This is a genomic window from Mycobacterium sp. 20KCMC460 (genome assembly GCF_022179425.1).
In the GTDB taxonomy this organism is placed as follows: Bacteria; Actinomycetota; Actinomycetes; order Mycobacteriales; family Mycobacteriaceae; genus Mycobacterium; species Mycobacterium kiyosense.
On sequence record NZ_AP025524.1, the window covers coordinates 4,711,692 to 4,723,098 of the forward strand.

Consider the following 11,407-nt stretch of genomic DNA (forward strand, 5'->3'; position numbering starts at 1 on the left):
GTTCGGCGTGCATTGCGCTCGGATCTGTCGGATCTGGTTCGTCGGAGCGGCAAGATGGTTGCGACGGTGCCGACGCCAGCAACAACCACCAGACCGATGGTCTAGATGTAAAGTTTGGTGGTGGTTTCTGAGCCCGCGACTTCGACTCCAAAGCGCCACCGGTGCGATCGGTGACTGACGAACAGCCTAAACCCCAGGCAGAGCTGCTTGACCGGCTCAGCGATGCCGTGGAGCGGCTGCTGCGCCAAGGCGCCACGTTCGAGGAGATCAAAATCAACGACCTGGTGCGGGAGGGCGGCCTCGCAAAGTCGACTTTCTACGTCTACTTCGCCGACAAGACGGCATTGCTGAGCGCGCTGGCCCAGCGTGTCATGTCGGATCTGGTCGGCTTCGACGCCGCCTGGTGGCACCTGCCGCCATCTGCGAGTAAGCATGAGATCGCGCTCGCCCTGTCGGCCATGTTCGAGGACTACCGCGCGCACGGCCTGCTCCTGGATGCGATCACCGCCGCGACGGTCTACGACCAGGCGTTACGTACTCAGTTCGGCGCACTCATGGGCGTTGCGGTAGAGGCGACGGCCGAGTTCCTACGCACATCGCAAGCCGCCGGCCTCACCCCCGCGGAGCTCGACCCGACCTACATCGCGTTTTCGCTGGTGTGGATGCTCGAGCGAGGATTCAACCGGCTGCTGGTTCGTTCGACGCCCCAGGAGCTGCGGACTCGTCTGGCTTCCCTCACCGAGATCATTTGGTGGACCGTCCGAGGGCACGAGTGATGTCGCGCCGCGCCAGCCGTTCCCCGCGTGACCGACCGAGCCGCCGCGAAGCCGTGGAGTCACGCCTGTTGGCGGTCCTGCAGCGCCGGCTGGAAGAGGGCCAAAGCCTTGCCTCGATCACAGTCGACAGCCTCGTCGCCGAAGCCGGCGTCTCACGCGCCAACTTCTACATCCACTTCCAAGACAAGGTCGACCTGCTGGAAGGGTGGCTGCTCGAAACCCGGCAAGTCTTGTTTGAAGTCAGCAACGCCTGGTATTCCGCAGCGGCATCCCAGCTTTCGCAGCCGCGAATTCACGAGCTACTCGGCGAGATCTTCGGCGTTTATCGGGCTCGGATGACCCTGATGCGGGCCATGTACGAGACCGTCCTGCACGATCCAACCGTGCGCGAGGAGTTCGCCGAGGCTTTCGAGCTGCACTTCGTCGCCTTGACCGAGCACATCCGCAACGGCCAGCGCGATGGGGCGATTCGCCCGGAACTTGATCCACGGGCAACCGCCGAATGGCTCATTTGTTTGGTAGAACGCGTACCCATGCAGATCGACCGTAACGCTGCGCCCCGCGAGCTCGAGGGCCACACCGCCGCGATCGCGCAAATCATTTACCGGACACTCTATGATCTCGGTAATCACTAGGCGGGACAAGGCCTTTCGACGCGGCCGCGCGAACTAGCCTTAGGGCCGCACGGCGAGAAGGTCGAGCGCGCCAGTCGTTTCGATCGCGTCCGAGGTCCGACGCAGCATCTCCACCAGCAACTGCTTGCCGTAGTCATCGGTGTTTTCGTACTGCATGAATGCGAGCCCGGGAAGCATCAAGTTGAAAGCCAGAGCAATCCGGTACTGGCGCCAGGCGCGCTCGTAGTCGTAATCTGTGACGCCGAGCGCGGCGAGCGTGTCGACATAGCGGCGCACCAGCATTTCATCGTTTCCCCGGCGCGCTTCCACCGGAAGGCTTTGCGCCACAAGGTAAGCGACATCCACAATCCCCGCCTGCTGCGCAACGGTCTGGAAGTCGATCATCAAAAGCCCGCCGTCCGGCAGCAGAAAAAGATTGTCGGCCCGCAGCTCACCGTGAACTATCGTGCGTGGCGTCGCCAGCTCGGTGACGAAAGTCGGCAACATCTCACCCCAGCTGTCGCCGAATTGCTTGACATCATCGGCCACGACCGAGAGCTCGCGCGCGGATTGCCAGGATAGGCCGAAGAATTGCGCGAACTGCCCGTAGACGCCGGCTGCCCGCTCGCTGTCGAGCGGCGGAAAGCGCTCGGCCAGTCCTGGCAGCCGCTCGTGGTTCCACGACCAGGCGTGGAATTTCGCCAACTCAACGACGGCCGTCTCGGCCAACTCGAGGGTCAGGCCCTTGAGTTGGTTCGCGGGTTCAAGCCCGGACAGGTCCTCGAGCACGAGGACGAAGTCGGTTGATTCGCAAGCGATCTCGGCAACGTAGCACGTCGGGACGCGGACGGGGACGTCCTTGGCGAGTTCGGAGTAGAACGTGACCTCGCGAACGTAGGCGCCGATGCCCTCGAGCAGCTGCCGTACCGGCCCCCCGACGGGCAGCTTGACGACGACCGAGTCGGGTATCGGACCCGCTCCCGCCAACTCGAGGCGGTACATAGCGGTCGAGTAGCCCAGCGGTACCGGGGCGCACGACGTGATGGTGACCTCTTGGCCTAGTGCGGCCGACAACCAGCCGCTGTCGAGTTCGTCGATTGTCCGCGGGACGTCCATCCGCGAGACCATAGAAGATAGCGCGTCTAGACGTCAAGTTCGACAGGCCTTATGGCTCTGCCTGCGACCGCTAGATAGCTCATGGCCCTGGCTGGGAACTGGCACCAGGCGACCAAGTCATGCGGCGCTTTAACCTGACCCAACGCCGGCCGCGACCTACGAACCTTAGTTCTAGACAGTGAGTATGACAAGCTGTTACCGTGGCTCCCGCCGCGTCGAGAATTCAGACCGCACCGATGTTGACCCCGCCCCGGCCATCGCCGGTGCGATGGCGGCCTATGCACGGGACTGGCCGGCTAAACCAAGGAGACGCAGATGAGCAAGACGGTCGAGACGGCACTACCCTGTGACAACCACCGCGACATGCCCATGCCGCTGGTCGCTGAATTCACCAAGGCCATCGGCGAGACCCAAGTCGTCGACTACCTCTGGCTGTGGGACGAACTATCAGGGTGGTTCCCCGGCAATTTGTGGCGGCCGGAAAACACGCCTGCTGCGTCGTTCATCGACGCGAACTCCACGTACGACCCCTTCGTGCAGGCCGCCTACGCTTTGGCAGCAAACCCCACGATGGGAGTTCGGCTCTCCACAGACGCGATCCGCTCGGCGCCCGCTGAGCTGCTACGCAAGCTCATCAGCTTGGCCAACTGCACCGACGGCAAAGTCGTAATCGCAGTCGGCGCAGGCGAACTCCGCCAGTCCAAGCCGTTCGGCTACAAACGCGTGGAGGGCCTCAAACGCCTGGAAGATCTGCTCAAATTCATGCGGCGCCTCTACGACGAGCCTGAACCGTGGACCGAGGAGGGCAACTTCTGGCATTACAAGAACGCCACGATCGGCACGCAGCGCCCGGTCAAACGACCGGAGTTCTGGGCGCTCGGCGGCGGTCCGACCCTGCTTGACATCGCGGCGCGATATGCGGACGGCTTCGAAGCGGCTACGCCGCAATCCATTACAACTCCCGAGGAGTTCGCCGACACGGTCAAGACAATGCGCGACAAGGTCGCAGGCTACGGCCGCGACCCTGACGCCTTCGGGTTCGGCATCTGGAACATCTGCGTCTGCCACGACGACGAGGACGGCATCAGCGAGGTCCTCTCCAATCCGCTGGTGAAATACTTTGCGGGGCAGTTCGGACGCGTCGACTCCGACAGGTGGGCGGAGGAGGGCGAGTCGTCGGTCATGCCCGCAGGCTGGAACTACGCGATGAAGTGGGCGCCGTTCGAGCAGGGCGACGAAGAGGTCCAGCGAATCGTCGATCAGGTGTCGCCGTCGTTGGTGCGAAAGTCCTTTCACGTCGGCACGCCCGCGCAGCTACGTGAGCTCAACGAGCGCTTCGTGGAAGCCGGCGCGAATTTCGTCGGGATGCTCGACATGACTCCGCTGGCCCTGGGGCCCGAGCAAGCGCAGGAATCCGTGCGCCGCCACGTCGAGATGTTCAAGGGCCTGAAGAACCGGGAATCTTGACGGCGTGGTGCTCGCGGCACGGAAAGGCCAGACCGAGCAAGAAGAACCCGTATCCGCTCCCCGAACCGATCAGCTCATTCTGTGTCGTCGTCTCAAGCGCCATCGGGCGGATATTCGGCGGATGCCGGAAAGCAATTCAGCAACGCGGGGTCCTCGGCGAGGAGCTTGCGCCAGTAGCGGCGATAGTGCCGGAAGGACATGAAGTCCTGATCGTTGCCGTAAACGGTTTGGCCGTCGTATTGCCATCGGACCAGCGACCACCAGTTGAGGATGTCGCTGTTGATGGGCCACTTGAGCCAATTCAGGCTCTGCCCTTCGGCATGCAGCTCCCGGCCGAGCTCGTCGACGGCATCGATCACCTGCGTGAGCACCCGTCCGTCTCGACCACGTTCGGCGCGACGGGTGCCCCCCAGGACGCGGGCCTTCACCCCGTCGCGAATGTAGAAGCCCGTCGTAACCGTCTCGGTGGTACCTGCGATCGGGTCTTCGTCAAAGGACAACTCGGTCTGGGGATCGTAGAGATGCCACGCGCTGTCAGGACTCGCGAAGACATAGGGCCACCCGGCTCGCAGCGGGTCGGCGACGTCAGCGTGCCGGGGCCCCCAGCCACGGTCGCGTAGTGCCCCACAGTCGATCCTGATTCGCTCACCACCAATCTCGAGATATCCGGCGAACCAGCCGGATTGCTCGTAGTGACCAACAGAGAAATCGCCGTCCTTCTTCACCCAGTTCTTGATGCCGGGGTCCTCATCGCCGCTTCTGGCCAGCTTCATGTAGTGCGGCTCGGCCATGGCCGTCCAGGTGAGATCGAACTTGACACCATGGCGGTCGTAGCGAAACCGATATTCCTGTTGAGGCTCTATCATGCTACAGCTCAACGAGTTTGAGAGTTCGAAATCGAACATCTCGGCACCGTTCGGGATGGCCAAGTGTTGATCCCAGCCGTAGTACAGACAGTTGTACACATCCTCGCCGGAGTTGTCCCACACAGCCGGGCCGGCAACCACCAGATTCATGTTGGGACGCCAGTAGAAGTAGATGAAGCCGGACAGATTTCGATCGGGGACGTTGAAGCCGAGCAGGCTGTTCTCGCTCCAATAGGGGTCGTCGCTATGGGGGTGAAATCGCTCGTCGGAGACGTCGATCGTGTCCGTCCAGCCCATGTCGTTCCTCCTCGTCGAGGTCTACGTCTCGCTCCCGTCGAGCGCGCGACGCGATTGACACCATTTTTCGAATCGTACATTATGTTCGAATGATATGTTCGATTAAAGTCCTCGCTGCCGGATGTGGGGCGGCACGACGACTCCAGCCGCGGCGAGGAGGCCGTCGGTGACGGCCGGCTCGCTGTCGCGAAGCCAGACGACACTCACCGAGCGTGAGATCCCGCTCATCACCAATGCCGCAGAGCTTCAAGTGGATTGGTTCAGGCGGGTGTTGTCCGCCGCGAGTGTCTCCGCCGGGGCCGATCTATCGGAAGTGATTCTGGAACCGGTCACCGGCGGCCTGATGGCCCGCATGGTCCGCGCGACGCTGACCTACCCGGGACCCGAATCGACCCCGGGGTCGCTGCTGGTGAAGTTCCCGACCGACGATCCGGGCAGCCTGGGCGTCGCCCACGCCATGAGCATGTACGAATTAGAAACCCGCTTCTATTCGGACATCGCGCCGCTTGTCCCCGATATGGGGCTGCCAGGGTGTTACCTGGCAAAACTGTCGGATGGCGCCAAGAACTTCACTCTGGTCCTGGAGGATCTGAGCAGCGAGTTGCAGGCAGGGGACGTACTCAGGCCGAGCAGCGTCGACGATTGCTCACGCGCCCTCGGTGAACTAGCGAAATTTCAAGCACCGCTGTGGAATTCAGACAAGATTTCCGGACTTAACTGGATCGCCTGCCCGGCGCGCACCATCGCGGTGTTCGATGCGATACCCAGCGGACTGCCGCCGTTTCTCTCCCGATTCGGCGATCACCTCGACGCGGACCACGTCACACTGTTCGAGCGCGTCATTCCACAGGCAGGAGCCTGGGTGCGCAGCTGGAAAGCCCCAACAGTGGTGCAGCACGGGGACTTCCGCAGCGACAACATCATGTTTTCAATCGATCCGAATAGCCAGCGTGTTGCAGTGATCGACTTCCAAACGGTTCGGCTCGGCCCCCCGGGAGTCGATCCGGCCTACTACCTTGGCTCTGCCCTGGCGACCGAGAATCGACGCTCCTCGGAACGCGACCTGATCTCCGAGTACCACGAACAACTCTTGCGTGGTGGGGTAAGGGATTTCGACTTCGATGCCTGCTGGGACAGCTACCGCGAGGGCGCCATGTATGGGGTCCTGCTTTTCGTGGGCATGGCCGGGCAAGTGGCCTCGACCGAACGCGGTGACCAGCTGATCGTTGACCAAATCCGCCGCTACGCCGAGATGGCGCTCGACCTCGACGCGCCCGCAGCAGCTGCCCTGATCTGAAAACGGAAGGCGCACTTCATGACCGAGACTGCGCAGGATCAACCGACGATGATGGACGCGTTTCGCAGTACATGGGACACGTGCGAACTCTTCGCACAGTTGCGCCACCACGCCCCCATCATGCATGTTCCCGAGCTCGACGCGTGGGTCCTGAGTCGATACGACGACATCCTGCCGATCATTCAGGACGTCGACCGCTTCGGCTGCATGCCCGACGACCTCGTCGGCGATGTGCCCGACGAGCTCAAGGACGCCTTGCCGCACGGCTACGCCCCCTGGCAACCGGCACTGGTCAACACCGATCCGCCACAACACACCCGAATCCGAAAATTGGCGACCAAAGCATTGACGCCGAATGCGGTTCGGGCACGCGAGGGCGCGATCAAGGAAGCCTCCGACCGCCTTCTCGATGCCATCCGGCCCGAGGGGCGCGGCGACCTCATGGACCGATTCGCGACCCCGATGCCCGTTCACGTGCTGATCAGCATCCTCGGCGTACCGGCCGAGGACCACCAGAAATTCCACGAGTGGACGCTGGGCATCACCGAGCTGTTCGTCCCGTCCATTTCCGATGCTCGCCGGAGGTATCTGGCCCGCGAGCAAGTCGACTTCAGCGATTACCTGATGGAAGCGATCACACAGCGTCGCAAGTCACCGAACGACGATCTGATCAGCGGTCTGATTCTTGCCCAGGACGGCAGCGAGAAAAGCTTGACCGATCGCGAAATCCTCGGTGTCGTGGGACAACTCGTCATCGCCGGATTCGAGACGAGCGCAGGAGGTATCGGCTTTGCGCTCTATAAACTCTGCGAGGACCGGGATCTGATCAACCGCGTTCGGTCCGACTTGTCATTGGTGCCTAAAGTCGTGGAGGAGTCGCTGCGGCGACTAACCCCCGCACGCGGCATTGTGCGTCGCGTCAAAGAGGACGTCGAGATCCGCGGCCAGCAAATCACCAAGGGCTCCAACCTCTTTCTGCTCGTGCAGTCGGCCAACAACGACGACAGCGAGTTCGAAGATCCCGCGAAATTCGATATCGACCGCGATGCCGCCGAAATGCGCAAGAGCGTGCATTTCGGTCTCGGCCCGCACAACTGCATCGGGAAGTGGGTGGCCAGACTCGACATGCGAGTGGCCATCGAGACCGCGCTTACCCGCCTGCCCAACCTGCGCGTTGCACCCGACCAGGAGATCCGGGTACAGCAGGGCATGATCTTTCATCGCCCCGAGCACCTGCACTTCGAATGGGACTGACACGCACTTCGTTCAGAGGAGATTGCCTGGCATGAGACCGAATTCACGTCTGATCGGGGTATGGAGCGCCGCGGCTTTCTTTGTCATCTGGGCTGTCGGGTACCTGGGATTCGCCCATTGGGTGCCGCCGCTCGCCCCCTCACTGACCGCACCACAGGTTGCCCAGCTGTTTCACGAAAGCTCCGTCCCGATTCGGGTGGGCATGGTGCTCATGAGCCTCGGCGCTGTCTTATACCTGCCGTGGACCGTCACACTCTCCACACTCATCAAGGAGATCGAAGGAAAGTCGTTCTTCTGGGCCGCAACTCAACTGGCAGCGGGAATCGTCTCGATGCTCACATTTATGCTGCCGGCATTCGCGTGGGCGGCCGCAGCCTTCAGACCCGAGAGGAATCCCGAGATCACCCAGGCACTCAGTGATTTGGGCTGGCTGCTCTTCATTACACCCATCGCCCCGTTCATGGTGCAGTACATTATTTTGGGTATCGCAATCCTCAAGGACTCGCGGCCGCGCCCCGCTTTCCCGCGCTGGGCGGCGTATCTTCAGTTCTGGGTCAGCCTTTCGTTCATCCCTGCGGTCATCGCATTCTTCGCCAAGAGCGGTCCGTTCGCCTGGAACGGGCTTCTCGTCTGGTGGATCCCGTTGACCAGCTTCACGGGTTGGTTCGTGTTGATGATCGTTCTGGCGCGACGGGCTGTCCTGATGCCCGAGGCAGCAGCTGCGCAATACGGAGCACCCGCAGGGCTCCGTAGCTGAAGACTGCCGTCGACCCTCAGCGAGTGCCTTCGTACAACGTCTGCCATATCACCGAAGTGGCGCCGTCGAGCGCAGACTCGGTCATGACGCCGTCGCGCCCCGCCAACTGGTTGAAGCCCCTTTCGAACATCCACGCCAGCCACGGAGTCACGGCCACCAGATCGATGTCCCCACGAATGGACCCGTCGCGCTGTTGGGGAATGAAGTTCCGGTTCATGTCGTCACACCGGCGTGCCATGACCGCGGCGTACTCCTCTTGTACCCGAGGGTCGTACGCGGCGGCCTCAATGACCGCCGACATCATGCGACCGTGCTGTCGATACGCCGCGGCCAGGCGAGCGAGCGCTTTGCGCAGATCCGCGCGAGTCGCTCCGGGCGGCAACTGAAACCAGTCGTTGGCCGCATCTCCCACCGCCTTCGTGACGCGCTCCATCAGTTCGATCATGAGCGCGCCCTTGTCCTCGAAATACACGTAGAAAGTCGATCGGGCGATGTCGGCCTCGGTGATCAACTGTTCGACGCTGATCTCGGAAAAAACGGCACCCTCCGCAAGCAAGCGTTCGACGATCGTGAACAACCGGTTGCCGATCGCCTCTCGGCGTTCTGCCCGGCTTTGCTTCGCCCTGCGGGTCACCGTTGGCATATCTGACAGAATCCTCGTCGCTTCGTATCGAAGCGTAAGTCTAGCTCCGGCGACGGCGATTCATCGCGCGCAAACTCGGATTCAGTCGCGAGTCCTGAACAGACTGAGGCGCTTGCCGACTCAGCCGGGCAGCAGGTACGACGGCAGGTGCGCGTGCGAAGCACCCACGATGCCCAGCCAGTTGAACGGCAGATGGTAGATCAATATCGTTGCAGCACAGCAGAAACCGATCACCGCCAGGGTACGCACCATCGGCTGAAGTGAGGGCCTCCAACGCTCGAAGCCGCGTTCCACCGGTGACAGCCCATCAGGGGACGAGACGGCCTGTATCCGCATCCAGGTGTAGAATAATCCCAGCGTGGCCACCAGGAACGACTCGTAGAGCGGGAACTGGAATTGGCTGCCCGCCCACAAGGTAAGCGGCCCGTAGGTTTGCGCGAACGAATAGCCGTGCGTCAACCGGATCGCCAAATTCTCCACCACGAAATCGAACACGAACTCGCCGGCGAAGATGATCGACAGCAGGGCCACATTCGACTGGTGCGGAAAGCGGGACCGCAGCGCGAAATACGCGGGACAGCCGACCACGGCCACGCCGGCGCAGAAGTACACGTACATCGGCGGGCCCCACAACAGCGACTCCGCGTACCGGGAGGATGCCGCCGGGTTGTGGAACGGCAGATACGCCGTCCAGACGCCCATGTTGACGTTGTGCGCATTCCACGCGAACAGGTAGGTGTAGCAGTTCAGGAAGGCGTCGGCGACAAAAGCGGCCATCCCGCCCAGGACGAACTTGCCGTCCAGGCTCAACGCACCGGTCCGGCGCCAGGGGGTCACCACGTAGGCCCATACGAGGTACACCAGCAGCGCCATGCTGAGTCCCTCGAAGATGCGCAACGCCACCACGTTCCACGCCGGCATCTGATCGTGGCCGTCCAGGGGTGCCGGCGCGAAATCGCTCGATGCCATCCATCGCACCAGGGCCTGCACGGCGATCAACAGCCAGACGACAGCGATTGCCGCCCATACCGTCACCCCTCCCGAGCGTGACGGCTCCACGGCAGTCGCACCCCGGCGCGGGCCGCTTCGGTGCAGCGTTGATTCGGACACCACGGCAATCACCACCCTTTCTTTGAATATAAATTAAACACCGTGCTCGCCCGGGGTGGCAATATGCCATAGACACCGCATACGTACTCGCTGTCAGGCAGCCTCAGCTCAACTGGGGGATGACCTCGGCGCCAATGAGTTCCACCATGTCGCGGTATTCGCCGGCCGGCTGGCCGCCCATGTCGACGTAGATCAAGTTCGTGTCACTGGTCAGGACTTCCGACCAGGAGTTGAGCCGATCGGCCACTTCTGCCGCACTGCCGACGATGGCGGGACCGCGGGTGGTGAGGAACTCGAAGTCGAACGGCTTGGTGACGAACGGTGGCGGGTCGGGATTCACCCGCGGGATGACGGTATTCATCAGCTCGAAGTAGGCCCGGTAGCGCGGTTCCCAGCGCTCCCGGGCCGCCTGGCTCGTCCTGGCGACGTTGACGTGCCAGCAGGCGCCGACCCGCGGATCACGGGGATGCCCATAAGAAGCGAACCTCTCCCGATAGTTCTCGACCACGGGTTTGAACATCTGGGGGTTACCGAACGCCGAGGGCAGCATCAGATCCAGTCCCAGGCGCGCCGCCAGTTCGAGCGACGATTCCGAGGCTCCGCCGCCTACCCATAGCGGCATCGTGCCCACCGGCGCAGGCTGCAGCACGAACTCATTGATCGCGGCGCGATGACGCGATCCCGCCCAGCTCACCTCCTTGCCCGCCCACAACTGGGCGAGCAGCTCGACGTTCTGGGCGAACAGCTCGTGGGAGTCCTCCAAACGCTGCCCGAACAGCGTGTAGGTGGAGACGAAGAAATTGCCCCGGCCCACCACGACTTCGCAGCGTCCATCAGAGAGCGCATCGACGGTCGCGTAGTCCTCGGCGACGCGGATCGGGTCGAGGTTCGCCGCCAACGTAACGGCGGTGGACAACCGCAGCCGCGACGTGCGTTCCCCGATCGCGGCGAGGATCACCGGCGGCGCCGATGTCGTGTACTCAAGCCCGTGGTGTTCGCCGATGTGCACGCCCTCGAAGCCTGCTTGGTCGGCGACTGCGGCGGCCTCCACGATGGCTCGGTGCCGCTCGGCAGCCGTGGCGACCTGCCCGGTGACCGGATCGGCTACCACGTCCCCCAGGGTCATCAGGCTCAGCTTCATTTGTCGGGCTCCTTCTTTGGCGGATATCAATCTTTGTTTGGTTATTTGCCGGCGCTGACAGCCAGGCCG

Annotated in this window: 11 protein-coding genes; 6 read left to right on the top strand and 5 right to left on the bottom strand. The window is 62.6% G+C overall.

The features are described 5' to 3' along the window. The first annotated feature begins 170 nt into the window (after nt 1–170). Entirely contained in the window at nt 171–776 is a 606-nt protein-coding gene (locus tag MKCMC460_RS21680; protein ID WP_236976982.1) for a TetR/AcrR family transcriptional regulator, read from the top strand. Continuing rightward, complete coding sequence (locus MKCMC460_RS21685) at nt 776–1,411, top strand: TetR/AcrR family transcriptional regulator (RefSeq protein WP_236976984.1); 636 nt, start codon at nt 776–778, stop codon at nt 1,409–1,411. Before MKCMC460_RS21680 ends, MKCMC460_RS21685 begins: the two co-directional genes overlap by 1 nt. Nucleotides 1,412–1,450: 39 nt before the next feature. Here the strand turns inward: MKCMC460_RS21685 and MKCMC460_RS21690 are convergent, their stop codons facing one another. Next, entirely contained in the window at nt 1,451–2,518 is a 1,068-nt protein-coding gene (locus tag MKCMC460_RS21690; RefSeq protein ID WP_309298749.1) for a phosphotransferase, read from the bottom strand. 303 nt (nt 2,519–2,821) lie between these two features. Between MKCMC460_RS21690 and MKCMC460_RS21695 the strand changes: the two genes are divergently transcribed. After that, nucleotides 2,822–3,973: an LLM class flavin-dependent oxidoreductase gene (locus tag MKCMC460_RS21695; protein WP_236976988.1), complete on the top strand. Its 1,152-nt coding sequence runs from the start codon at nt 2,822–2,824 to the stop codon at nt 3,971–3,973. Between the two features lie 92 nt (nt 3,974–4,065). Here MKCMC460_RS21695 and MKCMC460_RS21700 read toward each other — a convergent pair whose 3' ends face one another. Further along, on the bottom strand, nt 4,066–5,136 hold the full coding sequence (locus MKCMC460_RS21700; RefSeq protein WP_238304797.1) for a hypothetical protein: 1,071 nt from the start codon (nt 5,134–5,136) through the stop codon (nt 4,066–4,068). 166 nt (nt 5,137–5,302) lie between these two features. Here MKCMC460_RS21700 and MKCMC460_RS21705 point away from each other — a divergent pair, with 166 nt between their 5' ends. The 3 genes from MKCMC460_RS21705 to MKCMC460_RS21715 are packed head-to-tail and all read left to right on the top strand — an operon-like array spanning nt 5,303 to nt 8,444. Then, nucleotides 5,303–6,433, top strand: a complete 1,131-nt coding sequence (locus MKCMC460_RS21705; protein WP_236976991.1) for an ecdysteroid 22-kinase family protein — start codon at nt 5,303–5,305, stop codon at nt 6,431–6,433. Between the two features lie 51 nt (nt 6,434–6,484). Then, a complete protein-coding gene (locus MKCMC460_RS21710; protein ID WP_238304798.1) occupies nt 6,485–7,687 on the top strand; it encodes a cytochrome P450 in 1,203 nt (400 codons plus the stop codon). 31 nt (nt 7,688–7,718) lie between these two features. Beyond that, complete coding sequence (locus tag MKCMC460_RS21715) at nt 7,719–8,444, top strand: hypothetical protein (protein ID WP_238304799.1); 726 nt, start codon at nt 7,719–7,721, stop codon at nt 8,442–8,444. 16 nt (nt 8,445–8,460) lie between these two features. On the opposite strand, the gene MKCMC460_RS21720 is transcribed toward MKCMC460_RS21715, so the two are convergent. The 3 genes from MKCMC460_RS21720 to MKCMC460_RS21730 form a co-directional block, all read right to left on the bottom strand. Further along, nucleotides 8,461–9,021: a TetR/AcrR family transcriptional regulator gene (locus MKCMC460_RS21720; RefSeq protein WP_236976997.1), complete on the bottom strand. Its 561-nt coding sequence runs from the start codon at nt 9,019–9,021 to the stop codon at nt 8,461–8,463. Nucleotides 9,022–9,207: 186 nt separating this feature from the next. Beyond that, on the bottom strand, nt 9,208–10,122 hold the full coding sequence (locus MKCMC460_RS21725) for a spirocyclase AveC family protein (RefSeq protein ID WP_238304800.1): 915 nt from the start codon (nt 10,120–10,122) through the stop codon (nt 9,208–9,210). Between the two features lie 178 nt (nt 10,123–10,300). Continuing rightward, nucleotides 10,301–11,338 carry an LLM class flavin-dependent oxidoreductase gene (locus tag MKCMC460_RS21730; RefSeq protein WP_238304801.1) on the bottom strand — a complete coding sequence of 346 codons (1,038 nt, stop codon included), beginning with the start codon at nt 11,336–11,338 and terminating at the stop codon, nt 10,301–10,303. Nucleotides 11,339–11,407: the final 69 nt, after the last annotated feature.

What these genes read in the sequence shown, in the direction of transcription:
- MKCMC460_RS21715 (WP_238304799.1), top strand. Translation starts at nt 7,719, where the DNA reads ATGAGACCGAATTCACGTCTGATCGGGGTATGGAGCGCCGCGGCTTTC.
- MKCMC460_RS21695 (WP_236976988.1), top strand. Translation starts at nt 2,822, where the DNA reads ATGAGCAAGACGGTCGAGACGGCACTACCCTGTGACAACCACCGCGAC.
- MKCMC460_RS21730 (WP_238304801.1), bottom strand. Translation starts at nt 11,338, where the DNA reads ATGAAGCTGAGCCTGATGACCCTGGGGGACGTGGTAGCCGATCCGGTC.
- MKCMC460_RS21710 (WP_238304798.1), top strand. Translation starts at nt 6,485, where the DNA reads ATGGACGCGTTTCGCAGTACATGGGACACGTGCGAACTCTTCGCACAG.
- MKCMC460_RS21700 (WP_238304797.1), bottom strand. Translation starts at nt 5,136, where the DNA reads ATGGGCTGGACGGACACGATCGACGTCTCCGACGAGCGATTTCACCCC.
- MKCMC460_RS21685 (WP_236976984.1), top strand. Translation starts at nt 776, where the DNA reads ATGTCGCGCCGCGCCAGCCGTTCCCCGCGTGACCGACCGAGCCGCCGC.
- MKCMC460_RS21690 (WP_309298749.1), bottom strand. Translation starts at nt 2,518, where the DNA reads ATGGTCTCGCGGATGGACGTCCCGCGGACAATCGACGAACTCGACAGC.